The sequence below is a fragment of the Thermococcus marinus genome, assembly GCF_055389025.1.
Genome location: NZ_AP042417.1, coordinates 1,293,513 through 1,318,895, shown reverse-complemented (window position 1 = coordinate 1,318,895; position 25,383 = coordinate 1,293,513). Strand labels below are relative to the sequence as shown.

31 protein-coding genes are annotated in these 25,383 nt (G+C 53.1%); 14 read left to right on the top strand and 17 right to left on the bottom strand.

All coding sequences use genetic code 11. The annotated features are described in order from the left end of the window. The first annotated feature begins 92 nt into the window (after window positions 1-92). Window positions 93-548, top strand: a complete 456-nt coding sequence (locus ACZ5ER_RS07300) for a tetratricopeptide repeat protein (protein WP_464934126.1) — start codon at window positions 93-95, stop codon at window positions 546-548. Window positions 549-649: 101 nt separating this feature from the next. Next, on the top strand, window positions 650-907 hold the full coding sequence (locus ACZ5ER_RS07295) for a hypothetical protein (RefSeq protein ID WP_050003303.1): 258 nt from the start codon (window positions 650-652) through the stop codon (window positions 905-907). Here ACZ5ER_RS07295 and ACZ5ER_RS07290 read toward each other — a convergent pair whose 3' ends face one another. Continuing rightward, window positions 908-1,462, bottom strand: a complete 555-nt coding sequence (locus ACZ5ER_RS07290; protein ID WP_464934125.1) for a YbhB/YbcL family Raf kinase inhibitor-like protein — start codon at window positions 1,460-1,462, stop codon at window positions 908-910. 72 nt (window positions 1,463-1,534) lie between these two features. Between ACZ5ER_RS07290 and ACZ5ER_RS07285 the strand changes: the two genes are divergently transcribed. The 4 genes from ACZ5ER_RS07285 to ACZ5ER_RS07270 are packed head-to-tail and all read left to right on the top strand — an operon-like array spanning window position 1,535 to window position 3,937. Further along, on the top strand, window positions 1,535-1,996 hold the full coding sequence (locus tag ACZ5ER_RS07285; protein ID WP_464934124.1) for a DUF2284 domain-containing protein: 462 nt from the start codon (window positions 1,535-1,537) through the stop codon (window positions 1,994-1,996). A gap of 12 nt (window positions 1,997-2,008) precedes the next feature. Beyond that, window positions 2,009-2,464, top strand: coding sequence for a hypothetical protein (locus ACZ5ER_RS07280; RefSeq protein WP_464934123.1), 456 nt, complete (start codon window positions 2,009-2,011; stop codon window positions 2,462-2,464). Then, a complete protein-coding gene (locus ACZ5ER_RS07275) occupies window positions 2,458-2,949 on the top strand; it encodes a hypothetical protein (RefSeq protein WP_464934122.1) in 492 nt (163 codons plus the stop codon). Before ACZ5ER_RS07280 ends, ACZ5ER_RS07275 begins: the two co-directional genes overlap by 7 nt. After that, window positions 2,930-3,937 (top strand): PIN domain-containing protein, encoded by a 1,008-nt coding sequence (locus ACZ5ER_RS07270; protein ID WP_050003298.1) that lies wholly within the window; start codon window positions 2,930-2,932, stop codon window positions 3,935-3,937. The genes ACZ5ER_RS07275 and ACZ5ER_RS07270 overlap by 20 nt, the downstream gene beginning before the upstream one ends. On the opposite strand, the gene ACZ5ER_RS07265 is transcribed toward ACZ5ER_RS07270, so the two are convergent. The 8 genes from ACZ5ER_RS07265 to asnS form a co-directional block, all read right to left on the bottom strand. Then, a complete protein-coding gene (locus tag ACZ5ER_RS07265) occupies window positions 3,934-4,221 on the bottom strand; it encodes a hypothetical protein (RefSeq protein WP_464934121.1) in 288 nt (95 codons plus the stop codon). The genes ACZ5ER_RS07270 and ACZ5ER_RS07265 overlap by 4 nt on opposite strands. Further along, on the bottom strand, window positions 4,218-4,859 hold the full coding sequence (locus ACZ5ER_RS07260; RefSeq protein ID WP_050003296.1) for a hypothetical protein: 642 nt from the start codon (window positions 4,857-4,859) through the stop codon (window positions 4,218-4,220). The genes ACZ5ER_RS07265 and ACZ5ER_RS07260 overlap by 4 nt, the downstream gene beginning before the upstream one ends. Before the next feature lie 70 nt (window positions 4,860-4,929). Beyond that, window positions 4,930-6,285, bottom strand: a complete 1,356-nt coding sequence (locus ACZ5ER_RS07255) for a RuvB-like domain-containing protein (protein ID WP_464934120.1) — start codon at window positions 6,283-6,285, stop codon at window positions 4,930-4,932. A gap of 126 nt (window positions 6,286-6,411) precedes the next feature. Continuing rightward, complete coding sequence (locus tag ACZ5ER_RS07250; protein ID WP_050003294.1) at window positions 6,412-6,846, bottom strand: hypothetical protein; 435 nt, start codon at window positions 6,844-6,846, stop codon at window positions 6,412-6,414. Window positions 6,847-6,855: 9 nt separating this feature from the next. Further along, window positions 6,856-7,617, bottom strand: coding sequence for a 7-carboxy-7-deazaguanine synthase QueE (locus ACZ5ER_RS07245; protein WP_050003293.1), 762 nt, complete (start codon window positions 7,615-7,617; stop codon window positions 6,856-6,858). Between the two features lie 9 nt (window positions 7,618-7,626). Next, window positions 7,627-7,887, bottom strand: a complete 261-nt coding sequence (locus ACZ5ER_RS07240) for a hypothetical protein (RefSeq protein ID WP_050003292.1) — start codon at window positions 7,885-7,887, stop codon at window positions 7,627-7,629. 83 nt (window positions 7,888-7,970) lie between these two features. Beyond that, window positions 7,971-8,471 (bottom strand): hypothetical protein, encoded by a 501-nt coding sequence (locus ACZ5ER_RS07235; protein WP_464934119.1) that lies wholly within the window; start codon window positions 8,469-8,471, stop codon window positions 7,971-7,973. Between the two features lie 1,188 nt (window positions 8,472-9,659). Beyond that, the gene (gene asnS, locus ACZ5ER_RS07230) at window positions 9,660-10,952 is read right to left on the bottom strand and encodes an asparagine--tRNA ligase (RefSeq protein ID WP_050003290.1); all 1,293 of its coding nucleotides are present in this window, start codon (window positions 10,950-10,952) and stop codon (window positions 9,660-9,662) included. 221 nt (window positions 10,953-11,173) lie between these two features. Here asnS and ACZ5ER_RS07225 point away from each other — a divergent pair, with 221 nt between their 5' ends. Continuing rightward, complete coding sequence (locus tag ACZ5ER_RS07225) at window positions 11,174-12,427, top strand: amidohydrolase family protein (RefSeq protein WP_464935147.1); 1,254 nt, start codon at window positions 11,174-11,176, stop codon at window positions 12,425-12,427. On the opposite strand, the gene ACZ5ER_RS07220 is transcribed toward ACZ5ER_RS07225, so the two are convergent. From ACZ5ER_RS07220 to ACZ5ER_RS07195, 6 genes are all read right to left on the bottom strand, one after another. Beyond that, window positions 12,414-12,833 (bottom strand): NfeD family protein, encoded by a 420-nt coding sequence (locus tag ACZ5ER_RS07220; protein WP_464934118.1) that lies wholly within the window; start codon window positions 12,831-12,833, stop codon window positions 12,414-12,416. The genes ACZ5ER_RS07225 and ACZ5ER_RS07220 overlap by 14 nt on opposite strands. Window positions 12,834-12,851: 18 nt before the next feature. Then, entirely contained in the window at window positions 12,852-13,808 is a 957-nt protein-coding gene (locus ACZ5ER_RS07215; protein ID WP_464934117.1) for an SPFH domain-containing protein, read from the bottom strand. A 121-nt stretch (window positions 13,809-13,929) separates the two neighbouring features. Beyond that, window positions 13,930-15,105, bottom strand: coding sequence for a thiamine ABC transporter substrate-binding protein (locus ACZ5ER_RS07210; protein ID WP_464934116.1), 1,176 nt, complete (start codon window positions 15,103-15,105; stop codon window positions 13,930-13,932). Between the two features lie 84 nt (window positions 15,106-15,189). Beyond that, complete coding sequence (locus tag ACZ5ER_RS07205; protein ID WP_050003275.1) at window positions 15,190-15,693, bottom strand: TIGR00288 family NYN domain-containing protein; 504 nt, start codon at window positions 15,691-15,693, stop codon at window positions 15,190-15,192. Further along, entirely contained in the window at window positions 15,674-16,210 is a 537-nt protein-coding gene (locus ACZ5ER_RS07200; protein WP_050003274.1) for a TIGR00288 family NYN domain-containing protein, read from the bottom strand. The genes ACZ5ER_RS07205 and ACZ5ER_RS07200 overlap by 20 nt, the downstream gene beginning before the upstream one ends. Before the next feature lie 65 nt (window positions 16,211-16,275). After that, window positions 16,276-18,705, bottom strand: a complete 2,430-nt coding sequence (locus ACZ5ER_RS07195) for a tRNA(Met) cytidine acetyltransferase TmcA (protein WP_464934115.1) — start codon at window positions 18,703-18,705, stop codon at window positions 16,276-16,278. A 124-nt stretch (window positions 18,706-18,829) separates the two neighbouring features. Here ACZ5ER_RS07195 and ACZ5ER_RS07190 point away from each other — a divergent pair, with 124 nt between their 5' ends. Genes ACZ5ER_RS07190 through ACZ5ER_RS07160 form a run of 7 tightly spaced genes read left to right on the top strand, consistent with a single transcriptional unit; the run spans window position 18,830 to window position 24,516 of the window. Then, window positions 18,830-20,737: a S9 family peptidase gene (locus ACZ5ER_RS07190; protein ID WP_464935146.1), complete on the top strand. Its 1,908-nt coding sequence runs from the start codon at window positions 18,830-18,832 to the stop codon at window positions 20,735-20,737. A gap of 23 nt (window positions 20,738-20,760) precedes the next feature. Continuing rightward, window positions 20,761-20,928, top strand: coding sequence for a hypothetical protein (locus ACZ5ER_RS07185; RefSeq protein WP_464934114.1), 168 nt, complete (start codon window positions 20,761-20,763; stop codon window positions 20,926-20,928). Between the two features lie 52 nt (window positions 20,929-20,980). Then, window positions 20,981-22,399 carry a radical SAM/SPASM domain-containing protein gene (locus ACZ5ER_RS07180; protein WP_050003269.1) on the top strand — a complete coding sequence of 473 codons (1,419 nt, stop codon included), beginning with the start codon at window positions 20,981-20,983 and terminating at the stop codon, window positions 22,397-22,399. Beyond that, a complete protein-coding gene (locus ACZ5ER_RS07175) occupies window positions 22,396-23,271 on the top strand; it encodes an ABC transporter ATP-binding protein (RefSeq protein ID WP_050003268.1) in 876 nt (291 codons plus the stop codon). Before ACZ5ER_RS07180 ends, ACZ5ER_RS07175 begins: the two co-directional genes overlap by 4 nt. Continuing rightward, on the top strand, window positions 23,268-23,951 hold the full coding sequence (locus ACZ5ER_RS07170) for a multidrug transporter (protein WP_081947224.1): 684 nt from the start codon (window positions 23,268-23,270) through the stop codon (window positions 23,949-23,951). The genes ACZ5ER_RS07175 and ACZ5ER_RS07170 overlap by 4 nt, the downstream gene beginning before the upstream one ends. A gap of 32 nt (window positions 23,952-23,983) precedes the next feature. Continuing rightward, the gene (locus tag ACZ5ER_RS07165; protein WP_050003957.1) at window positions 23,984-24,226 is read left to right on the top strand and encodes a hypothetical protein; all 243 of its coding nucleotides are present in this window, start codon (window positions 23,984-23,986) and stop codon (window positions 24,224-24,226) included. Further along, window positions 24,223-24,516, top strand: a complete 294-nt coding sequence (locus tag ACZ5ER_RS07160; protein ID WP_050003267.1) for a hypothetical protein — start codon at window positions 24,223-24,225, stop codon at window positions 24,514-24,516. The genes ACZ5ER_RS07165 and ACZ5ER_RS07160 overlap by 4 nt, the downstream gene beginning before the upstream one ends. Window positions 24,517-24,535: 19 nt before the next feature. On the opposite strand, the gene ACZ5ER_RS07155 is transcribed toward ACZ5ER_RS07160, so the two are convergent. Together ACZ5ER_RS07155 and ACZ5ER_RS07150 are read right to left on the bottom strand one after the other, a co-directional pair. Next, the gene (locus ACZ5ER_RS07155) at window positions 24,536-24,997 is read right to left on the bottom strand and encodes a DUF1931 family protein (RefSeq protein WP_050003266.1); all 462 of its coding nucleotides are present in this window, start codon (window positions 24,995-24,997) and stop codon (window positions 24,536-24,538) included. Between the two features lie 63 nt (window positions 24,998-25,060). Beyond that, a complete protein-coding gene (locus tag ACZ5ER_RS07150) occupies window positions 25,061-25,381 on the bottom strand; it encodes a hypothetical protein (RefSeq protein ID WP_050003265.1) in 321 nt (106 codons plus the stop codon). Window positions 25,382-25,383 lie beyond the last annotated feature (2 nt).

Sequence of the window (25,383 nt, the reverse complement as noted above, 5' to 3'; positions counted from 1 at the left end):
CCACCTGCCCTTTATCGGGGTCAGGGGTTATAAATTTAACACACGACCAGAACCCTTAAATCCCTCGGGGTCGTAATGATATGGGGGTTTTCATGCAGGCATGGTACCGCTCACGGGCCCTTTACGACGCCGTGATGAAGCTCGTGAAGGCCGGGAAGTTCGACGATGCCATGGAGCTCGCCGAGGGAATACCCGACGGGAGCGTCCGCTCTAAGGCTGTCAATGAGATAGTAATCGAGATGGCGAAGATGGGCGAGGACTATAGGGAGGCCCTAGATAGGGCCATAGAGACCGCCCTTGAGACAAAGAATCCAACGAAGAACCTGATGGGGCTGGCGTTTGAGTTTCTGGAGATGGAGAAGTTCGATGACGCCCTGTACATAGCGGAGCACATAACCGACCTCCCCAACCGCTCAAAGGTGCAGGCAGAGGTCGCACTCAGGTTCGCCCGGAAGGGGGACGTAAAGAGGGCTATGGAGCTGATAGAGGACATAATGGATGAAGACGTCAAGACGTGGGCAACCTCAATGCTCGCGAGCGAACTTTAGCTCGCAGGAGTTAAAAAGAAAAGCTTTGCCACGGTTTTTTAACAAAAATCCCTCCAAAACCCTTTTTTAACGGCCTCCCGCTGTTACCCCCAGGTGAGACCATGAACGGGGGAGAAATAATAGGACTGATCGGAATGCTGCTCCTCGTGAGCTCGTGGGTTCCACAGACGCTGGAGACGATAAGGACGAGGAAGTGCCCGCTGAACATGGGTTTCATAGTGATTTACGTGACAGCGGCGACCCTGCTGACGATATACTCCTACCTGATAGGAGACTGGATATTCTTCACCCTGAACTTCCTGTCAGCGTTCCAGAGCGCAATAAACCTCGTCGTGAAGCTGACGGAAAAGAAAGGGTAATCACTTCCGCTCGTAGAGGCCCACGAGCTCTCCCCACTGGATAACGTGGCCTTCCATGGCCTTCTCCAATTCTTTTCTTGTTGCCCCCGGCGGAAGGTTCAGCATTGTGTCGAGGGCGTAGACCTTGAAGTAGTAGTGGTGCACCCCGTGTCCCCTCGGCGGACAGGGCCCGCCGTAGCCTATCCTTCCAAAGTCATTTTTGCCCTGAACCATCGGAATTGGGCCCTCAACTTTTTCGACCTTGGGAACGTCCTCAGGAACTTCACCCGCGGGCGGAATGTTCCAGGCAATCCAGTGGGTGAAAGTCCCTGAAGGTGCATCAGGGTCGTCCATTATGATGACGAGGCTCTTCGCTTCTTCACTTATGTGCCCGATGAATATCGGCGGGTTTATGTCTTCACCCTCGCAGGTGAACTTGGCCGGAATGTAGTCCCCGTCGTGGAAGACGGAGCCTACCTCAAGGGTCTTCGGCGCGGTCATCTTCTCACCCCCACCGCCTATACAGCCTGCACCGATTAATAGGGCACTTATTAGAAGAGGAACTATGGCCCTCATAGTTAAATATTGCGCTCAACCCCGTAAAAGGCTTTTGCTAAAGGTTAAATACCCCGGAGCGTTCAAACAACCATGCGCGTGGTTTGGGAGAAGGAGATACCGGCGGAGAAGATAGTCGTCTCACCGAGGCCGGTCTGGAAGTGCCGGGCGTGTCCTATGTACGGCAAAAGGCCGAGCTGTCCGCCCAACGCTCCGGACTGGAGAGAGGCCAGGGAATGGGTGTCCCACTTCAAGAGGGCCCTGCTTATCAAGTTCGAGATAGACATGGAGCGCTTTGAAGAGGAAAAACGGGAAGCTATCCTCTACCTCCTCAAAAAAGAGGCCGAGTTCTTCAGGGAGGGAAAGCTCTACGCGATGGCCCTCTTCCCCGGCAACTGCAACCTCTGCCCCGACTGCCCCTTCGAGCGGGGCGAGCCCTGCAGGCTCCCAACGAAAGTCAGGCCGAGCATTGACGCGGTTGGGGTTGAGATAAGCTCCCTCGTCAGGATAGACTTCTCCGAAAGCGTTTTGTACGGAATGGTGCTAATAGAGTAGTGGTGTTAGGGAATGAAAAACGCCCGCTCCTCTCCACTGTCCCATCTGGCGGTTGCCCTCGCCCTGACCGTTGCCTACGCCGTTGGAGCCGCGTGGTTTTACTACGCTCCCGCACGGGGAGAACCAAACCTGGACGTGACTTTCCGGGGACTGTTTATTCACTTCCTGTTTCTGAGCTTTCTCTTCTGGATTGTCGCAATCCCCGAGAAGAAGCCTTTCCCCGCGTTAAACCTGCTCGTGCTCACGCTCCTGATGGTTCCGGCCGGAGTCGTTGCATCGCTCCTCTGTCTCTTCGCCCTAAGCGGGGCTGGACTTCGGGAGACGTATGGCATTGAGTACGTGGTACTGGCCCTCGTGCCCTTTGCGGTTGCCCACAAGTTGGTCAAGGGGCGTGTTTTGGCCGTTCCATTCATCTTGGCGGTGCTCTACGGCATCACCGCTTATCTATGGGTGAACGTGCCATGGTAAAGATTGCCTACGTGACCCTGCTCGGCCGCTCGCCGTGGGCGGCGGTCAACACCTACTACAAAATCCTGAAGGAGAAGAGAGTGAGTGGAGAGATTGAGCGCATATACATCTTCACGGAAGAGCGATACAGGGCCGTCCTGCCGAAGGTTGAGAAAGCTTTAAGGGCCATCTCCAAGGCCTACGGTCTCACCCCCAGGATTGAGGCCGTCGTAATACCCGACGACAGCTTTTTTGAGGCCGACAGGCGGTTCAGAGAGCTGTTCTCGGAGCTTAGAGACGGGGGATACACGATAGGGCTGGACATCACCTCCGGCAGAAAAGCGCTCGTCGCAGCCGCGATAGTGCAGGCGAGGGAGTTCCCGGTTTCGTTCATAGTCTATATGGCCCTCCTGGATAGGGACTTCCCGGACAGGCCCCATATGATGATTCCGGTTCACATGCAGCCCCTCAAGAACTTCCTCGGTGATGGCGATGAGTCCCGCTGAGGTCATAACCAAGCCGGAACTGCAGGTTCTCATCAACCTCCTCACGGAGGGAGGAGAACTTGAGGTGGGCTACCCGCTCTATGGGCTCCCGCTCCTCAAAGCAAGGCCGGCCAGAAGGGGCTACATCGTGGAAGTTCTGGCCGATAAGCGGGCTATCAACTCCCGCGTCCCGAAGAGGTTCGCCTCGGAGCTCCCGACGTGGGGCGACTTCTACGAGTGCTTCATCTCCTCCGGAATCCTCCGCTACGAGAACATAGCCGAGTTCGAGGAGACGCTTGAGCTCTACGAGAGGCTAAAAAGGGGAGTTGCCTTTGCGCCCGATACGAACCTGTTCTACCACCGCTTCATCTCCTCGTACAGGCCCCTTGACAAGTACCAGATAGTCGTGGCAGAGGGTGTGAAGAAGGAGATCGAGGACGCTATGAACTACAAGTACCGCCATAAACAGCTGGGGGAGATTGCCAGAAGGGTTCTAAACGCCCACCTTCTCAGGGAGTTCACCAACAGGAGAACCAAGAGGAGCAGGAAAGCGGCGTACATAGCCCTTAAGGAGTTCGAGAGGCTGAAGCCGAGGGTGATAATCGCCGAGAGCGTGGACGAGCCGGCCCACAACAACGACGAAATTATAGTCAAGACCCTCAAGAGGTACGACAACATGACGCCTTCCCTGCTCGTCTTCCTGACCGCCGACATCGCCATAACCGACGTCGCCAAGATGGAAGGGCTGGAGTACTTCCTCTTTAAGTACCCCAGAGAAAAACTTGGAAGGCACGTCGTTAGTGCATACCAGCTCAGGACGCTCCTCTTCAACCTTGCTGCAGTCTTCGGGGTGATTGATGTAAACGGAGTTCTCGTCTTCGGCGAGTTCGGGGGCAAGGTGAACATTGACGAGCTCAAGCTGGTGTTCCCGGCAGAGGACAATCTTTATCTGCAGTTCAGATTCCACCTTGAGCTGTGCCGGAAGCTGATGGAGATAATGGGCGGTTAGCCCTTCAGCTTGAATTTTATGAACAGCGCCGCCAGTTCGAGCACAAACATTGAGACTGCCAGTATTAACGAGACTGCCCTGTGAAGGGGCATCAGGACGACCGCCGTTGAGACGCCGAGCGCGACCAGCTCTTCCCCTTCTCTGCTTTCTCCTCCATAGCGGTACTCGATGAGAAAGGTCAACCAGGCCAGCCCGACAACGATTAGCCGGGAAATCGTTGGCTCCATCATCAAGACACATAACCCGAAGACGAGAAATGGGAGGGCGTAGAACAGCTTCCTCATTCACTCACCTCCAGCCCGCCTGAAGAGACCTCCGTGCCGTTGCACAAGACGGTGAAGATGTAGTCGCCGGGCGCCCTGACCATGACCTTGAGCTCCATGTCGCCGTTCCTCATTATCGTCGAGCCGTTGAGTTCATCGAGCCTCTCAGTGTCCCACATACCTTCAATACTCAACACCTTCTGGGGCCTCACGCTCAGATAAGAAGTCGTGTTGAAGTTCTCCTGTGGCACCTCGATTAAGATGGGAATTCTCTCTGCGTATGGGACGCAGACTGTGCCTATAATGGGCCTGCCGTTGACCGTGACGTTGAAGTCCTTAGGGACGAAGGGTGGGACAAGCTTCAGCGCTGAGACCACTATGCTGGCGTTGAGGTCTCTTCCAACCACTTTAACCGTAAATGCGGACAGAGTGGCGTTCATATCTCTGAAGAGCGCCAGGACATCTTCAAAAACCGATGCAGGCACTGTCACCCAGCCCGAAAATGTGCCGTTTATATCGGCGCTTTTAACTGCGAGTGTTGTGGTGGCACCACCATCAAGTTCTTGGGTATTGGTACTGGCTGAGTCCGAAGAGATGCACCCGCTGGCTATGGCCCCGAGAAGAACCAGCAGGAGAAGGAGGATATTGGCTTTATGCATATTCCACCACCAAAAGTGTTAGAGAACTAAAAGCCTAAAAGTGTTGTGGAAAACCAGAAAGGGAGAGAAATCAGCTAAGCATGCCCTCAAGCTTCTCAACGAACTCGATGCTCCTCTTGAGGTCGGCGAAGTACTCCTTGGCCTTCTCGACGTGCTCCCTCTCAACCCTTCCGCCCTTTGCCAGGACGCTAGCAGGTGCGAGGAGCTGGACGGCGTAGCGCAGGCTCGTCTTCTCTCCAAGCTCGGCGAGGTACTCTATGGCCTCCTCGCTGACATCAATCTTCTCCTCCTTGGCCCTTATCTTCACTATCTCCCTGATTTCCTCCTTCCTGTAGGGCTCGGTGTTGATTATGAGAAGCCTGTCGAGCATGTCAATCGGTATGCCGTGCGGAGCCTCTATGTCGGTGCCCCTTATCCTCGTCCTTCCCCTGTTGGTGGCCAAGATAAGGATCGGCGCTAGCTCGCTTTCCATTGCCCTGGCTAAGAACGAGAAGGCCTCGATGTCTAGCATGTGGACTTCGTCTATGAAGAGCACTCCGGGGACGAGGGTGGCCCTTCCCTCCTCGACCCAGCTCTTGACGGTCTCATCAACGCGCCTCCTGACGTCGTCGCTTATCTCCGCCCCGGTGCTGAACAGCAGGCCGAAGATGTTTCCTCTTGCATTCGCCACGTCGAGGTCGTGGAGCGTGACTGTGTAAGTGAACTCCTTTATCTTGAGAACCGGGCCGTTTGGGAGGTTCACCTTGCGCTTGAAGAACAGCCCCTCTTCCTCCTTCGTGGTTCCTATCTTTGAGACCCTGCCCGTCTCGGCGTCAATCTGTATGACGTCGCCCTCCTCAACTCCCATCTCCATGAGCTGGTACGCTATCTCCCTGCCGGCCCTGACAGTCTTCTCGTCGTCCTTTGTGCGGAGGGTTATGATGACACTCTCGGGAACCTCAACGTAGGGGTTAAAGGGGTGCCTCGTGCGCTTGATTTCAATCTTGGCGACCTCACCCTCGTAGACCTTCCTCTCCTCGCTTATCCTGACGCCTATCGCCCTCCTCATGGCCTGCTTCAGGAACTCCGTCTTGTTGACCTCGGCGGAATAAATCTCGCTCCCGGCTATCTGGACGAAGGGGACGTCTTCACCGAGCTCCCTGGCTATTCCCATTGCTATGGCCGTCTTACCGCTCCCGGTCGGGCCGACGAGCAGAATCCCCTTACCTGCGAGCTTTCCGCGCTTGATGAGCTCAACGGCTATTCCAGCGGCCTCCCTCGCTTTAACCTGCCCGACCATGCCGTCGGCGATGAACCTGGCCTTCCCGTTCTCGTCGAGGCCGAGGCCCTTTATGTGGGAGTGCATGCCAACCCTGTCAAAAGAGACCTTTGCGACTTCCTCTATCCCCGCTGGCACCCTCTCACCCCCTGCCTTTAATCTTTCCATGAGTTACTAAAAGATGACGGAGGTTTAAAAAGTTGACGGAGGCTCAGGCCGTCGATCCCGGGCATCAATGACCCCAAAGGCCAATGTCATCATCGCCGGTAGTAGTTGGCTCCTCTGCTTAAAAACTCACCTGAACTTAACGGCAAAGTACAGTGAGGCAGTGCCGATTATTATGCTCACCGCGAGGATAAACGAGCCTATGGTTCTTACAAGGTATGCCTCCTCCTGGAAGGCGAGCCAGCCCAGGATAAGACCAGCAAACACAAGGGGTACTACCGAGAGCTCGGACTTCCAGAGAAAGCCAATTCCAAGTAAAAGGCCGGCGAGTAAATAGAGTGGATTTCCATAGTTCAGGAAGAGAAGAACGGACAAAACCGAACCTGCCCAGGGAACGAGTTTACCAGCTTTTTCCCAGCGGTTGATATAAACCGAGCCCGTCAGAAGACTCAGGAGTGACAGGACAGCGCTTATCTGCGAAGCCATGGGGTTGGAGTCCTGAGTGTAAAGAGAGACAAACACAAAGACTGCTGAAAGGGCCACGAGGAAGAGGGCCCTTTTCATGAGCTCACCTCACAGGACGTTGAGGTACTTGTGCACCTGGAAGCTCAGGCCGACATTTTTTCTCCCCATTATCTTGGCCGCCTCACGGTAGAGCTCCATTAACCTCGCCTGGGTGATGTCTATCGGCTCCCTTGGCTGGATTACGAGCGGGGCAAGGTCTTTCATAAGTTCAGCATACCAGCGGACGTTTTCAATCTTCGTGTCCTTTGTCACCACGAGCTTGGCGTAGGTCTTTGCACCGGTCTCCTTCAGAATTCTTATGCTCTCCACCTCACGGAGCACCAGCGACTTCCAGTCTTCAGTTGCCTTGGCGGTCTCGTCCTTTATGTCCACGCTCGCATAGTCAGTGAGGTGGGCGACCTCCTTAACGAGCTCCGGGAGCCCGCCGTGGGTCTCAAGGAAGTTGTCGAAGCCGAACTCCTTCATCTTTTCCATAAGGGCCCGCAGGGGCTTTACCTGGAGCGTCGGCTCGCCGCCGGTGTAGCTTATCGAGTGGATATCCCCAGTGTCGAGGCGGAGAACCGCGTTGACGACATCATCGAGTTCCGCAGGGTTTGGTCTGTACTCGAACTTTCCAGTAAACGGTTCTACCTCGTAGCGCCAGCGTGAAACGCGGGAGGCATCTATGTACTCCCTTGAGTCGCACCACTGGCAATGAAGGTCGCACCCTGCAAAACGGACAAATATCTGCCTCCTTCCGAATGCAGAGCCCTCGACACTGCCCCCCTCACCCTGCCAGCTGTTGAAGACCTCTGCCATTATGAGCTTCATACAAACACCTCACAGCTCGTCAACGTCAACGCCCTTGACGTGCTCGCTCACGTAGCCCTCAAGGATTTCGACCCTTACGCTCCTGTCCTCCCCGGTCATGTCAGCCATCAGCTGAACGCCCCTTGCGTAGTCCCAGAGGCGCCTTTTTGCCTCGTCGGTTACGGCCTCAGCCATGACTATTATCTCCCGCTCGTCGGCCCTCTGGCTCACGAACTCGATTACCTTCCTCGCGTCCTCCTCGGTGAAAACGCCTCTCTTCTTAAACAGCACCGCCACCACCTCACAGCATTATGCGGACAAACAATTATGTAATTGCACAATTATGTGAATATGCGCTTAGGTAGTCGTGTGGCCTAGATGTACTTGAGGAGAACATCCACCGCTTCCTCGAACAGCTCCTTCTCCCTTCCATCGAGGATGCCCTCAAGGTAGTTGAGAGCGACCAAGTTGAGGATTATGTAGGCAGTGTTCCTGTCAAGGCCTAGGGAGTAGGCGTCGTAGTAGACGCGCTCTTCGCCCAGAGCCTCGTTGAGCATCTCCACAAAGTAGTTTATCTCCTCCACTGTGAGCTCGTCCCACCTGCTCTCAAGCTCATCGAAGTAGCGCTCCATGATGCGAAGTGTTTCGAGGTCAACCTTAAGCGTCCCCTCGAAGTACGGGAACTCGCCGACGCGGAAGAGCTTTACCCCCTCGTCGTCCCTAACCGCTATGCTGTCCCAGAGAACTATTCCCTCAACGGGGTTGTGGCCGTACCTGCTCGCCAGGTATGAGAACCTCTCAAGGGCAAAGTCCATGTCCTCTATAAACTCCTCTTCGTCTCTGAAGTGGATTATCTTGCTCACGGTTCCAGTCATGTTTCGCACCTGCCCTGGGTTGGGGTGAAGGTTATAAGACCTTTACCCTACTCCCTCCGCCCGACGAGTAGGGGGTTGCGATGACGTCGGGACCCCCAGGGGGGCGACAGCCCCAAACTGCCCCCCTTACAAACTTCGCCTACGCGAAGTTTGACCAAGGTTCGTGATTCTTCTCCAAAAATGCAATCCTAAGAGGTTTTCACTCTCAAGTGCCAGTACTCTCAAAGAATTCTCTTCAAAGGAGCTATTTAGGAGGGGTTTCTCTAAGAGGCGCTCCTTCGGAGCGCGATGAAAAGTAAACCCGCGTGAGAAAGCTTCCAAAATTTAGGAATTCGCATTCCAAAAAGCCGTTAAAAGCGCAAACACTCTCAAAACACCCTGTTAGAAGAATCACAAACTTTGATGAAACTTTGCGAAGGCAAAGTTTCAGCGCTGGCGGGGAAACTTTTCTGGGGAAAAGTTTCATCACAAGGGGAACATGCTTTTTGAGATGGGCTGATTTTGAGGGTTTATTATCAAAGTTGCCATCTTTGAGCGTGTTTCCTCCATTAGCGCCCTTTGGGCGCGTTACAAGCTAAACACCTTCCCTCAAGCGGGTGTAAATGTAAACCCCTCATTGACGGACTGTTTAGTAGGCATGCGACTTATCTTTGTCCCCTTGTGAGGGTTTGACCCTTTTGGTCAAGCTTTTCCCAAAAGCTTGCTTGGTGAGTGTTTCACTTCCCCGGCGTCCTTTGGACGCCAAAACGAATTTGAAACTACCTGAAGGTGCTTGCTTGGAGAGTAAACTCGCCCAAGAATCGGCAAATCCCTTAATGCACGACTGATTTCTACCCGTTGGTGGGAGATGGAACCTTTTTGATCAAACTTTTCCCAAAAGTTTGTTGCCAAGCAAAAGTTTCATCAAAGTTTGTAGCTCCTTCTGAAAAACTAAAACTCAAAGTGATTTTCTCGTTGGATGACTCGGTCCCGTGAAGTGAGAACTTTTGGATCGCTCCTGCTTGTGTGGGTTTAACATTGGCATAGACGCCCGAAGGGCGTCAAGAGGAGAGCAAACCGACACTGTAGCTGGAGTCTAAGGTTATTCCCCTTTTGGGGCTCAAAGAAAACTAAAAGAAAATCGAGCTTCACACAGGCCCGTTGTGAGGAGCTACGGACTTTGGTCAACCTTTGCGCAGGCAAAGGTTGCTACGGATACAGCCTGCTCGGCGTCCTCGGGAAGAGTGTTGCCCAGCGGACGTGGTCGAGCTTGAGAACCCACGCCACTAGACGCTCAAGGCCGAGACCGAAGCCACTGTGCGGGACGCTTCCGTACTTCCTCAGGTCGAGGTACCACTGGTAGTCCTCGGGGTTCATGCCCTCCTCCAGAATGCGCTGGACGAGCTTGTTGTAGTCGTCCTCACGCTGGGAGCCGCCGATTATCTCGCCGTACCCCTCTGGCGCGAGCATGTCAGCGGCGAGCACCTTTCTCGGGTCCTCGGGGTCTTCCTTCATATAGAAGGCCTTGATGTGCTTTGGATAACCATAGACGAAGAACGGAGCCTCGAACTCCTCGGTAAGGACGCGCTCCTCGTCAGCGCCCATGTCCTCGCCCCACTCTATCTGGACGCCCTTGCTTTGGAGTATGTCAATCGCCTCGTCGTAGCTTATCCTCGGGAACGGCGGGACGGCGTTCTTAAGGGTCGTCAGGTCTTTCCTGAAGGTCTCGATGTCGCTCTTCCTGAGCTCAAGCGTCCTCTGCACCATGTAGCTCACGAGCTCCTCCTCGACCTTCATGATGTCCCAGAGGTCCATCCAGGCGGCCTCAAGCTCCAGGTGCCAGAACTCTGTGAGGTGCCTCCTCGTCCTGCTCTTCTCGGCCCTGAAGCTTGGCGTAAGCGACCAGACCTTTTCGAGGCCAAAAATGGCCGCCTCAAGGTAGAGCTGTGCGGACTGGCTCAGGTAGGCGTAGCGGTCGAAGTACTTGAGCTTGAAGAGAGTCGAGCCGCCCTCAACGGCACCGGTTACGAGTATCGGCGGGAAGACCTCGTACCAACCGTTCTGGATGAGCCACTCGCGGGCGGCCTGCATAAGAGTGCCCTTGACCTTCATTATGCTCGCGACCTTCGGCGAGCGGAGGTGCAGGTGCCTGACGTCGAGCAGGAACTCAGGGCTCGCGTCCTTGGTTATCGGAAAGAAGTCAACGTTCTGGATAACTTCAAGCTTGTCGGCCTGAACCTCGGCCCCGGTCGGCGCGCGCGGGTCTGCCTTGACGGTTCCCTCTATGATGACGCTCGACTCGATTCCAAGCTTTTTGGCCTCTCTATAGGTGTCTTCGCCGAGGTCTTTTGAGAAGACCACCTGGACGATTCCGCTCGAGTCCCTAAGGACGATAAACACCTTCTTTCCGACTTCCCTCTTCCTGTAAACCCATCCGGCGAGCTTAACCCTTTGTCCTTCCAGTTCGGGCTTAACATCGGCACAGTAAACCTTATCAATCACCTTTACCACCTCCAAAAGCTTTTCAGTTGAGTTTATAACGCTAACCCAATCAGAAGAGACTATTCAGCCAGAGCGACAGGACTATCTGCCTCGACTCAATCCTGAAGAGCTGGGGCATGGTTGAGGGTCTCCTCTTCGGGTTTTAAATCCTTCGGGCTTTTTGATGTCATAACGTCAAAAGGTTTAAGTTGCAACCTGGCATATGTCCGACGGTGGGAGAGATGTTCGCGCTGGTTGGAAGGCTCGTTGATTACCGCTCCGTTAAGGAGGGTGCCGTCATCGTTGAGGACAATATTGTCAGGGCCGTTGTCCCGGCTGAAGAACTCAAAGAGTGGGGTGTTGATGAAATCTACGGCGGATCGGGTTATATGGTAATTCCGGGCATAGTTAACGCCCACACGCATGTTGCGATGGCGAAGTTCAGGGGGCTGGGTGAAAACCTGCCCACGGAAGAGTGGCTTGAAAGGATTATCTGGCCCATGGAGGGAGAATGGACGAGAGAAGAAATCCGCAGGTGGGCAGAGCTTGGAATCGGAGAGGCCCTGATGAACGGTTCGACCACAATAAACGACCACTACTTCTTCGCGGACGAGATTGCAAAGGTCGCCGAAAAACTCGGCGTGAGGGCCTTTATTGGACAGACTGTAATGGACGAGGTTGACTTCCCCCTGGCGAGCCCAGAGGAGGGACGCCGCTTCTTCAGGAGGTGGTGGGGTAAGAGCGACCTCGTGACTCCAACTCTCGCGCCCCACGCGACCAACACAGTCTCCCTTGAGCTTATGGAAGAAATAGCGGAGTTATCAGCCGAAACTGGCGCGAGGGTCCACACCCACCTTGCCCAGAGCAGGGCGGAGGTCAAGGAGGTCAGAGAGCGCTACGACCTTTCGCCGGTTGGCCTACTCAAAAAGGCTGGACTCCTGAACGAGAGGCTCTTAGGGGTGCACGGAGTCTATCTGGAAGCATCGGAGTTTCAGAAGCTTGCCGAAGCGGGCTCAACACTTGTCCACTGCCCGACGAGCAACATCAGCCTTGAGGCCGGGACGGTGAACCTGCGCAAACTCCTGGACACCGGACTGAACGTCGCCCTCGGCAACGACTCTCCCAACCCTGCTGGCATTATTGACCCCTTCATTGAGATGAGGACGGCTGGAATAGCCGCCAACGTCACATCGGGGAAGGCACACGCCGTCCCCGCAAGAGAGGTCTTCGGAATGGCGACGGTCAATGGCGCCCGTGCCCTTGGATTGAAGGCAGGACTCATAGAGCCCGGTTACCTGGCGGACCTCGTGCTGGTGAACTCAAGGAAGCCCCAGTTCCTGCCCGGGGAAAACCCGTACTCGGACATCGTCTATTCCGCCAGGGGAAGCGACGTTGAGCTCGTCGTCGTGAACGGAGAAGTTGTCTATAAAAACGGCGCGTTTACAAAGTTCGGAAAAACAGTTGAAGAGCTTTGGGAATGGCTCAGACCTTTCTGACAATGAGCTTAACGCCGTCGACGTCAACCACTTCGACGGTGTCCCCTATTTTCAGCTTTTCTCCGTTCTCACTTAATGCTATCCACTTGTCGCCCTCAAGCTCTACGAGGTAGTGCTCCTTCCCGACCTCGACGACCTTCCCTCTCTTGCCTTTGAGCTCGAAGGTGTACTTCTGTTTCCCCATATCCTTGACGTCCTTTTTGATATACCTCCCTATGGCAATGTATGAAACTACCGCCGCCACCAGCGAGACAACAAAGCTCTCTATGAATTTCCAGCCGAAGCCGAGGAGCAGTCCGAGGACTGCAAAGGCGACTCCTACAGGCGTGATGAAAGCAGACACCATCATGTCGAGTACTATTACCAGAAGTCCCAAAATTAAGAGAAAGATTGGGAAGACGTCCATGCCCCTCACCGCTGGCCGTTACTCCATAGCCTCCTTAAGTTTTTCGAGTTGCTCATTGACTTGATCCTCACTCCCCTCAGCGGGCTTCTTCTCGTTTTCAGGGGGCCTGGGTAGCGGTGTGTCCTTGACTTTCTGGAGAACCCTGAGCAGGCCTATCAGTGCCTCGGTGTCGTAGGGGACTATGAGGTTGCCGTACTTGGCGAGCTCGGGCATCTTCTCGATGTACTGCAGGGTAAGGTACTTCTCGTCCGCCATCTTGAGCGCTTCGAGAACCTTCCTGATGGCCTCGGCCTGACCTTCGGCAATGAGTATCTGCCTCTGCTTCTCACCCTCCGCCTTTAGTATGGCCGCCTGCTTCTGTCCCTCGGCCTCTTTGATTGCGCTCTCCTTCTTGCCCTCTGCGATGAGTATCATCGCCCTCTTCTCACGCTCTGCCGTCATCTGCTTTGCCATGGCCTCCTGGATGTCCTTCGGTGGGTCTATGCGCTGTATCTCAACGCGCGTTATTTTGACGCCCCAGCGGTCGGTTATCTTGTCCAACTCTTCCCTGAGCCTGGCGTTGATTATGTCCCTGCCGCTCAGGGTCTCATCAAGCTCCATCTCACCGATGATAGCACGCAGGTTGGTCTGCGCGAGCTTGATGATTGCCATGAGGAAGTTGCTGACGTTGTAAACGGCCTTTACAGGGTCAATAATCTGATAGTAAACGACTGCGTCAACGGTGACGACGACGTTGTCCTTACAGATGACCTCCTGCGGCGGCACATCGACGACGTGCTCGCGCATGTCCACGACCTTGACACGCTCCATAAAGGGTATTATGAAGTGTATTCCCGGCTCAAGGATTCTGTTGAACTTTCCGAGCCTCTCGACGAGGCCCTTCTGGTACGGCCTGATGACCTTCACGCTCAGCAGGAGCATTATCAAAAGAAATACTCCCAAAATCAGCAAGGCGGCACCCGCAAATGCAGCCATTACCATTCACCCCAGTTAGTTTTCGACCATAGCAGAGTTAAAGCTCTTATAAATGTTGCTGTGGTTCTTTAGAAAATCACAGACTTTGGGCACATCAGGAGGGGGTAGAAAAGGTAGAAAATCAGAGCCTCCCCCTCAGAGCGAGGGGGAGAACCGCGAGGCCAATTACAGCGCCCGGGCCGCAGATTCCAGACCCCTCACCGCCCTGGCTCTCAGTCTCGCCCGTGTTTGATGCGGTTGCGGTCTGCGTCGGTGAGATTTCCTCCGGCTTCTTGCCCTCCACCATGAGGGCCCTCCACTCCCTGAGCCACTTGTCCGTGTTCTTGGCGAGCTCCTCCGAGGTGATTGAGATAACCTTGGCAGAGCTGACGTCGAGGGCATAGCTGAAGCAGGGCGGAAGCTCAACTTCCTTGTTCACCGGGTACATCCACTGGTTGAGCGGGAGCTTCTCCTGGGCCTCCTTGCTTATCAGGAAGTTTATGAACTTCTTGGCGAGTTCAAGGTTCTTGGTGCCCTTAACGATTCCGGCACCCTCAATCTGGACGTAGGCGGTGTTGTTGAGGAACACGGCCCCTATGCTGGTGTCATTGTAGTTGCAGGCAGAGTAAGCGGGGTCTGTGGCGTAGCTGACGAATAGCGGGGCCTGGTTCTTGTCCCACATCTCCCAGCCTTCTCCCCAGCCCTTGACGATTATTACATCGTTCTGCTTCAGCTTCTCCCAGTAGTAGGGCCACATGTCCCCGTAAACGCCGATAGTCCAGAGGAAGAACGCCATTCCCGTTGAGCTCGTGAGCGGGTTCTCGACAATGAGCTTGCCCTTCCACTCGGGCTTCGTAAGGTCTTCAAAGGTCTTCGGCGGGTTCTTCACGACGTCCTTCTTGTAGACGATGGCTATTGCACCGTAGTCGTAGGGAGTGAGGTGGAACGTCGGGTCGAAGTCCTCTATAATCCACTCCGGGATGTAGCCAGCGTTCTCGGGCCTGTAAGGTATCAGAACCTCCGCCTGAATGGCCTTCTGGAGGTAGCTGTTGTCAATTCCGATGACGACGTCCGCCTGGGGGTTGTCCTTCTCCAGTATCAACTTGCTGAGCACCTCACCGGCGTCGCCGAACGTTACGAGGCGCACTTTGGCCCCGTATTCGTTCTCAAAGATGGGTATGATTTCCTTCATCCAGGGCTCAATGCTCTCGTAGGAGTAGACGGTCAGCGTTGGGGTTTCCTTCGCCGTAGCGGGCACAGCCCCAAAGAGCGAGAGGGCAAAGACTGCCACAATCAGCAGTGACGCTAGCCTTTTCATCAGACCACCCCCATTAACAAGTTGTTTTGCTCCATAACTCGATAATTGGGAGGGTAAAAAAAGTTTGCTTCCTAAATTTGGCCCTCAGGTCTGCTCTTCCCTGCCGACCATCTTGATGACGTAGTCCGCCGCGTTCTGGAGGGCCACAGAAAAGCCGGGTTCAACACCTATGATTATCGTTTCCTTCCCCTTCCTCTTGGCCTCCTGGATTATGGGGAGGAAGTCTGCGTCCCTCGTGGCAAGGGCTATGACATCGACGTCGGAGTTGTAAATCAGCTCCATGGCCTCGATAGCGATTCTAACATCGGTATCCCCCGCGACTATCACGGGCTCAAGCCCCTGGTTGACAACGGCCTCGATGAGCCCCTGGGGAGCGTACTGGTTGAGAACGACCTTCGCGACCCTTATTTTACCAATTCTCTCAAGCGCCTCGACGATGTCTTCGAGCTTTATCCCGAACTCTTTTCGAAGAATGTTGGGCCCGTCGACGATAAGCCCGATGCTCTTGCCTTTTATCTCAACTTTCTCAACTTCCTGCTCCGGTTGTTCCTTCTCGCGCCTGAGCACCTTAATGAGCGTTTCCTTCATTCTTTGTCCCTCCCTCTTTCTTCGGCTCAAGGGTAATGGTGTAGTCCGCCGCGTGCTTCAATGCGGCCGAGAAACCCGGCTCAACGCCGATGACTGCTGTTTCTTTTCCTTTTTCTTTGGCCTTCAGAATTACCGGTAGAAACTCCGCGTTTCGCGTCGCGAGCGCTATGACGTCTATGTTCGGGTTGTAAATCTCACGCATGGCCTCAACGGCGAGCTTGACTCCTGTTTCCCCCGAGACAACAATCGCCTCGAAGCCCTGATTCGAGACGGCCTCGATGAGCCCCTGGGGAGCGTACTGGTTGAGAACGACTTTAGCGACACGGATATCCCCTATCCTCTCGAGGGCCTCGACGATGTCTTCGAGCTTTATCCCGAACTCCTTTCGAAGGATGTTTGGGCCGTCGATGAGGAGGGCTATCCTCTTCCCCCGCTTGACCTTTTTCTTTATCATCCCTATGCTTCTGATTCCATCCTTTGTCATCGAAATTATCCTTTCCCAGCTTCCCCCGGGCATAAGTGTCACCATTGAAACTGCTAAAATCAAGGACCCTTTACGAGATAATGCTATAAAAATATTTGTCAAAGGAGCCTCTTGTAGTAGTACCAGAGGCCCCTTATGATGTCCCTTACCTCTATCATGGTAAAGGTCTCTGTCCTGTCTATGAGCTTCGCCGTCTCCTCCCAGCTATGAGCTTGAAGGACGCGGTAGATAAGGAGCTGTATCTGCCTCTCATCAAGGTAGGGCTTCATCCAGCCGTCGAGGAAGTAGAGCTTGACGATTGGCCTGACTGCGTCAACCACGGTGTCGTAGGTGAGAACCTTGCCCGTGAACGCATCCAGCCTCTTCTTCTGGATGTCCGTGAGGTGAACAGGGTATTCAACGGCTTCGCCGAAAGGTGTCTCAAAGAGCCAGCGCGCTATCTCGGGCTCGAGCTCCCTGTGGGTGTCCCCGAGCCACTCCGTGAACCTTATCCTGAACTCGTCGTTGGCCTTCTTGATGAGCTTCCTCGCTCTCTCGCTTATTGGCTTGAGGACTATCGCAGTGTACTCGCCGCTGACCGGGTTTCGGGCAGGGCTGAGGTGTACCACCGCAAAGCCGTTCCTGACCCAGAAGCGGACGAGCTCTTCGCTCGCACCGAAGCCGGAGCCTATCCAGTCGAGGCCCTTCTCCCTCGCTTCCTTCTCAAGGAGCTCAAGGGCCTTGCTTCCGAGCCCCATGTCCATCGCGTCCGGGTGCGTCGCAATTCTGACTATGCGGTAGCCCTTCAGCTTGGCGAACTCCTTCAGGTAGTGGTGCTTGACCATCATATCGGGGATTATGTTGCCCCTCGGCTTGTAGCCCTTGGCCATTTTCTCGATGACGTTCTTGGGAATTCCGCCCTCTTTGGCTATCTGGACTGCCGTAACAATCTTGCCGTTTTTCAGCCTGAGCACGCGGGCCTCGTGGTGGGGCGCATCGGCCAGCAGGGCAACGTCGCTTGGCCTGTTGCGGTAGTGGGCGAGGATGTAGATCCCAACGAAGTGCCTGAGGTCTTCCCTGTCGTTTTCGAACCAGTCGTCGAGGTCTGGCTCCTCAAGGCAGACTTCCTTCTTCTTGATCAGCTCGAAGTCCTCCTCTGTGAGCTCCACTGGTTCAGCATCAAGGAGCAGGACGTCAAAGAGCCACCGCTCAATCGGGTCGTTTTCAGCGTAGCGGATTGGCTCATCCATGTGGAGCTCCTTAAACTTCCTCTTCTCTCTCGCCCTCTTGAGGAACTTGACCGAGAAGCCCCTTCCCGCTCCCTCGTAGCCGTGGATTGTTGAGGAGTAGACGACTCTCTCCTTGTTGAGGTACTTGTGGAGTATGGGCACGTGAATTCCCGCGGCCTCGTCGAGAATGTAGAGGTCGGCGCTCTTCCTGTAGCCCTCGGCCGGTGGGTAATAGCGGAGGCCGATTTTCCTCGCGTAGAGCTCCTTTATCAGGCCCCTCTCCTCAACGACGTGGGGCTTAAAGCCAAGCTTTTCAAGGGCCCTCTTGGCGAAGCGGAAGAGAGCCTGGACGTTCTCAAGCTCTGGAGCTGTAACAACGATTCTCGTCCTCTTCTTTAGAGCCAAGGCCAGACCTATTGCGCCTATTCCAACGGAAACGCTCTTGCCCCTTCCCCTGTCTGCAGTCAGAACGAGCATTCCGCCATCAACGAGCTCCTCGAAGGCCTTCAAGACCTCAACCTGGCCCTCGGTTAAGGCCATCTCGTAGAGCTCCCTCGGGAAGAGGGTCTCCTCGGGAATCGGCACGCCCTTTCGGCCCTTTATCTTGGCCTGGCTCTTGTGTCTCTTCGGCTTTTTCCTGGCCTTTCCGTTCTCGGTGATGATGTAGATACCGTCATGCTCCGTAAACTTTCTGATAAGGCGCCTGTTGAAGCGCTTCTTGACGTCGTCTATGGTGTAAGGTGGCGTTACGAGGCTCTTGTGGAAGCCCGTCCACATGTCCTTCCACTTCTCAAACGGGTGGGCGAGTATGAATATTAGCCCACCACCGCGCACGGTCTCGATGATCCTTCCGAGGTCGTTCGGCGAGTAGTCGTAGCTCATGTCGAGGATCAGCAGGTCGTACGTCCTTCCGAGGATGTCACGGGTGTGCTTGAAGGTCACGGCCTTTACCTCGACGTTCGAGCCGGCCAGAACGTCGAAGTGCTTTCTGAAGGCCTCGTAGCGCTTCCTGCCGAATGTCTCCTCGCCAAGGGCGTCGGTGGCGTAGAGAACCTCTATCCTGTCTTCACTCTCGTCGCGGAGGCGCTTCTTGATAAGCTCGTCGAGAACCCCGCTCAGAGCCCTCGCCGAGGCTCCAGCAAGGATTCCGGCCAGCTCGGCCTTTTTAAGCGTGTCACCCTCGATTAGAATCATTCTCCTGTGGAAGTTCTCAAGGGCCTGGGCCAGAGCGGTTTCGGTGAGCTTGAGAACCGAGTCCTTAACCTTCTCACCCTTCGCGTACTCTCTCACTTCCTTGTCAAAGCGGACCTTGACGGTCATCTCTCCTCCCCCGCTAAAGGGGAGAAGGGGAATTTAAAAACCTTCGGAGCTTTCGAGATGTCTCGATATCCATCGAAACGCTAAGCTTTTATACGAAAAACACCCACTTATCCCGGTGGTTTCTATGAAAGGTCTGACCGAGAAGGACCTCGGAAAGTTCAAGCTCGTCGGCAACCTCGACGCCTTCAGGCGGAAGGTCGTCTTCCAGGTTACCGAGATAAGCGTCGAGAAGGACGATTACTTCTCAAGGCTCTACCTCTACGACGGCAGAAGAGTTAAGCCCTTCACCTCCGGAAAGAAGGACTCAAACCCGCGCTTCTCCCCGGACGGGAAGCTGATAGCCTTCACCTCCAAGCGCGATAAGGAGAGCAAAGAGTCCGAGCTCTACGTTATTCCAACCGACGGCGGTGAGGCGAGACTCTTAGCGAAGTTCAAGTACGGAATTAAGAACATCCGCTTCACCAAGGACGGGAAGAGCGTGGTGGTTGTAACGCCGATAGACATCGAGAAGAAGCCCAAGGACGACGTGCACATCATCAAGGAGCTCCCCTTCTGGTTCAACGGTGTCGGCTGGGTCTACGGGAAGAGGAGCGTCGTCTATCTGGTGGACGTTGAAACCGGCAGGAAAAAGCGTGTAACGCCTAAGAACCTCGACGTCTCGGGGGTCCGCTTCCACGACGGGAAGCTCTACTTTATAGCTCAAGAAGACCGCGAGCGGAAGCCGATGGTGAGCGATCTCTACGTCCTTGAAGGCAGGAAGGCCAAGCGTTTGACTCCCGGAAAGTGGAGCGTGAGCGACTTCATTCCGCTCGACGACGGGACTTTCATTCTAAAGGCCAACACGAGGGAGAGGGGCATTCCTACGAACACTCACATCTACCACTACAACCCCGAGACGGGCGAGCTGAGGAAGCTCACAGCTAAGCTTGACCGCTCAGCCTACAACTCCCTCAACAGCGACGTCCGCGGAAGTCAGAGGGCCGAGCTGGTTTTCAGGGACGGCTGGGTCTACTACGTCGCGACCGACGGTCCAAGGGCGAACCTCTTCAGGGTAAACCTTGAGGGGAAGATAGAGCGCGTCATCGGAGGAGATAGAAGCGTTGAGAGTTTCGCAATCGGTGACTACATAGCCTTCACCGCCCAGGACGCGGTCACTCCACTGGAGCTTTACGTCCTCCGCGACGGCAATGAGAAGAAAATCACGGACTTCAACGGCTGGATTAAGGATTACAGGCTCTCCAGGCCGGAGCACTTCAAGGTCGAGGCCAGCGACGGCGTTGAAATAGACGCCTGGATTATGAAGCCCGTTGACTTCGAGCCTGGAAAGAAATATCCAGCGGTTCTCGAAATCCACGGCGGGCCGAAGACGGCCTACGGCTACGCCTTCATGCACGAGTTTCACGTTTTGACGGCCAAGGGCTTCGTGGTAATATTCTCCAACCCGCGCGGTAGCGACGGCTACGGTGAGGAGTTCGCCGATATAAGGGGTCACTATGGGGAGAGGGATTATCAGGACCTCATGGAGGTCGTTGATGAAGCATTGAAGCGCTTCGAGTTCATCGACGGGGAGAGACTCGGCCTCACCGGCGGTTCCTACGGCGGCTTCATGACCAACTGGATAGTCGGCCACACGAACAGGTTCAAGGCGGCCGTTACCCAGCGCTCAATCTCCAACTGGGTGAGCTTCTTTGGCACGACGGACATAGGCTACTACTTCGCTCCCGACCAGATAGGCGGCGACCCGTGGAGCAACACCGAGGGCTACTGGAAGAAAAGCCCGCTTAAGTACGCGCCGAACGTTGAAACGCCACTCCTGATAATCCATTCGATGGAGGACTACCGTTGCTGGCTTCCGGAGGCCCTTCAGTTCTACACGGCACTCAAATACCTCGGCAAGACCGTTGAGCTGGCGCTCTTTCCGGGTGAAAACCACGACCTCAGCAGGAGCGGAAAGCCGAAGCACAGGGTTAAGAGGCTTGAGCTGATAGCAGGGTGGATGGAGAGGTGGCTGAAAGCACCACAAACTTTTTAAATTCTTGTTGAAAAAAAAAACTATTGGTGGTCGTCATGGATCGTGGACCTACAACAGAAAATGAAAAATACATAGTAAAGTTAGTTAGAGATCTTGCTGAGAGTCGTATGGAGTTCTATCAGTCACAGCTTCCACCCCTTTGTGCGGGCAGGGAGTGTAATTCCTCAGCATGGGCAATTTTTGGGTTTTGATGTTTTTATCTTTGTTTGTACTTAAGTCTGCAGTGCAATGGGGGGTGTATTGATGAACACTAAAGAAATGTACCTTAAACTCCAGGAGCTTGTTGATTCGAAGGTCTTCTACTGGAGAAAAGAAAATGGTAGAGGCTTGATATTGCATAAAATCAACAACAAAAAGGATACAAAAGGATTCGAGGTCTATACTGACATGGGAACTATAGCACTACTAGAGCTTGTAAAATTACATGTTCTTGTAAAATTACATGTTCCATATGAACAACTTGTAGCCATTATGGAGAACACATTTGGTATGAGTTCAGAAGAAGCGGAATCTGTTCTTCATGAACGCCTGCATAAACTTCTGGAGTTCAATACTAAAATCATATCCCCATACCCTCTGGGGCACCCCTACTCATACTCAGCCCCCCATCTTGCAGCTGTGGAGATAACAACCCATTGTAACTTAAGCTGTAATTATTGTTACGCAAATTCTGGCCCACATTCTCAAATGTATATGAACCTAGAACAAATTAAACATGTATTTGATGAGCTTGAAGTCATGGAAATACCAATCCTTTGGATTACCGGAGGTGAGCCCCTTCTTCATCCAGAAATTGAGAAAATACTCAAAGAGGCTCAGAATAGAGGTTTTTACGTCATTGTGGCTACTAACGGGACTCCTCTTTATAAGAATGAAAGATTGCTGTCTATAGTCAAAAACTATGTCGATGAAATTCAAATTGATTTAGACGGTGCAAGGAAAGAAACTCATGAATTCTATCGAGGACCTGGAACATATGAAAAAGTAATATGGTCTATTAAGAATTTAACAAAAGACAAAGATAAGCACAGAACAATGGTTGCTGTTGGCACAACTCTTGGTAAACGAAACTTAAATGAGATACCCGAGATAATTAGATTAGTAGATTCACTTGGAGCTGATTATTGGGTTTATGGTGCACTAATTCCAATAGGCAGAGGAAAGTTTATCCAGTGGGAGGGACTTTCCCCGGAGGATCTAGTAAAAGCATATAAATTGATACTCAACGGCTCCAAGTTCGCAAAGAATGTCACAGTATTAAAATCTTTAGCAGGAGTAACCCCCCTAAATCCTCCATTAAGCAAACCAACGGCCCGTTGTGGTGCGGTTAACTTTCAAATTCAAATCCATACCAATGGGGATGTGTATCCCTGTGTATTTCTCAGAGAAAAAAGATTCAAATTGGGTAATATATTCCAACAGTCTTTAAGGGATATATTATCCTCACCGTTAGCAGAGTACTTTAGAGTGGGAATAGACAATCCAGAGCAAGATAAGTATAACTTGGTTGATCCAAAATGTCGCAACTGCATTCTGTATCAGAAAGGATACTGTAACACATTTTGCAAAGCTATTCCCAGAGATAAGTATTGCACTAGAGACATAGCTGGCTCCCCCTTGAATGAGATGTACATCTCATTGAGTGGGGGCAGAAAACTATGAACGTTATCGAAGTCAAAGACCTTACAAAGACTTATGGAGCAATTAAAGCCCTTGACGCAATAACCTTCTCGATTCCTGATGGAGTCATTTTAGGGGTTATTGGACCAAATGGAGCAGGAAAAACAACACTTATCAGGATTTTGAGTTGTCTGCTGAGTTATGACAGTGGGACAGTTAGGCTCTTTGGTATGGAAGTAAAAAGGTGTGGAAATAAGATAAAGAGGAAAATTGCAATTCTTCCCCAAGAGGTGAGGGCCCACTTCTACACGCTGACACCCTTTGAGTATGTTTATCATTATCTCAGAATGCGTGGTCTGTCAAGGAATGAAGCCAAGAATCGTGCAAATCGTGCTATGGAGAAGTTTGGAATCGAGTATCATAATAGAATAATGTCAACGCTCTCTGGAGGAATGGTTAGGAAAACGTTGCTTGCAATGGTTTTATCAGCCAATGCAGAACTTTACTTCCTCGATGAACCCACTGTTGGCCTTGACGTTGAGAGTAGGTTAAAGCTATGGGAAGTGCTAAGGGAAAGAGCTGAGGATTCAACGATAATCCTAACAAGCCATTACCTTAATGAGATATCAACGGTATCTGATTTAGTACTTCTCCTTAAGAATAAAGTTCTCGCCTTTGGCCCGCCTGAGGAGATAGCAAAACGCTACCTATCAGATTTTGTCTCAAAGCTGGTCGTCTTTGGGGACTTTGGTGGAGAATTTATTTCCAAAAAGGCTGGTAGGAACACTATCCTTTACTTTCGATCAAAGGCCGAGGAAAGGGAGGCAATAACACTCCTGGAAGAACTTGGGATCCCATTCAGGAGAGAGGAGCTTACAATTGAGGACGTCTTTCTGGTGGGGGAGCTGGAATGATTTGGGCTATAGTTGAGTACTACTACAACGCACTGATGAAGAGCAAAGCCTCGATGCTCAGCTTCGCAATACAGCCAATATCATTTATTTTTATAGTCTATGTAATCAGCGGTGGGAAGTTCCTTGATTCTGCTTTATCTGGTGCGGTAGTTAGTTTTGTCGTTGGTGTGGGTATAGCTGACCTCTCGATAGAGCTCGTAGGTATGAAAGTTCGTTCAAAGTTCTACGACATTTTTATGGCCCTCCCCGGAAGAGGAATCGAAAAAACTCTGGGCATCTCAATTGGTATAAGTCTTCCTGCGTTCCCTTATATTGCAGTTTTAACAACTATCCTTATCATTAACGGTGGTTTTCAGCGTTTATTTGGGGTAGTCCTTGCTTTGAGTGCCCTCTGGCTCTGGAGCATTTCACTTGGGACATACCTTGGAACCAAGATAAAGGAACCTCTCACTGTCATGAGAATCTCCACCATCCTGACAACTCTCTTAACGGTTTTTCCACCCGTTTACTACCCCCTAGACATTGTCCCATATCAGCTAAGAAAACTCCTGCTCCTGATTCCAACTGTTAGTGCTTCAAGCGTCATGAGCGGTAATGTAACTGAAATTGCAATCATCTCCTTGGCGTCTTGGCTGGCAGTGGGCTTTTTGGTTCTCTTAATCGCTGAGTGGAAGGAGTAATGAAAGTCATTGGAATCCTGTGTGGGGATGACATGCCGAACATAACCCTCTCAGTCCCGCCTGACCTCTACAGGCGTATGAAGAAACACCCAGAGATAAAGTGGAGCGAGGTGGCGAGAAAGGCTATAGCGGAGTATCTGGCCAAAATAGAGGCTGAGGAACTCAGCTCAGACGAGTTACTCTCGCTTCTCGGCGAGGAATTCAGGAAAGAGCTTGAGAGCACGCCCGTTGAGGAGTATGAGAAGGCGCTCAAGAAAACGAGGGATGCCGAATGAAAAAGACTCTCTACGACACCACCGTCCTGATTGAGGCCGTAGAATCCCGCAGGAAGCTCGAAGAGTACACAACGGTTCTCAACATCGTGGAGTTCCTGAGGGCGCTTGAGCTTGGCCTGACCGTGATAACGCCGAGCCTCGAAGACTACCCGCTCGCGGTCAGGATATCGCAGGTAATGGTCAAAAGAGGAACGCCCGCTCCGGCGGTCGATGCGGTAGTTGCCGCGGTCGCGGTTAACAGAGAGCTAACGCTTGTTACGAGGGAGGAACACTTCGAGTGGATAAAATAAGAGTTCAGGGGCTGAAACTTCAGAGCGTATAATCCAGAACCTTCTTGGCCTCCTCGATGTGCTCGGGGTAGACGTTCTTAATCTCGGGGTGGAGGGCTTTGATGACCCTTCCAACGAGCACGAAGAGGGTTCCCGCGATAATCGGGAGCTCGTTGACGACGTCCTCCTCGAGCGGAATGTCGCCCGGTATCTTTTTGAGGACGTACTTCCTGATGGGCTCAATCTCGACCTTCTCGTCCTCGATGACCGCTCTAAAGAGGTTCAGGCTGTTCTTGAAGCCCTTGGTAATCGGTATGTGGCGCATCTTTATCGTGCTGGAGCGCTCGGCCTTGGCGTTCTCGTAGGCGACCTCGAAGAGGTCAGCGAGCTTCTTCTCGACTATCTCCATCATCTCCTCCGCTCTCGGCTTGATGACCGCGAGCTCGCAGGTCCTCTCCAGAATCTTCTGGAGCTGTGGGTAGGGTATTATCATCTCGGCCATTCCTCATCACCTCCGTGTTCTTGCCGGGATTTTTTAGTAACCCAGAGTATATAAAACTTTCGCTCAGAGGAGCAGGAGAGCCACGAGCAGTCCGACCATAATCAGGGGGCCGAAAAGGAGAACCGCCACCGCCGACTCCTCTGTGGGCTTTTCCGGGCCGTACTTCTGGACGAGCCACAGGCCGGCGAAGAAACCCAAAACTATACCAATGAACCAGCCAAGGAGGCTTCCTTTAAACCGGAGGGAGTTGAAGGCGAGCATCGCTCCGAAAAGCAGAAAAACGCCGAGAAGAGCCTTTACCGTGCTTTTCTGCTTGATAACGAGGGCGTAGGATAGCGCCCAGGCGACCGTGAAGAGGAACCCGAAGAGTGCCTCCGCGAGCATGA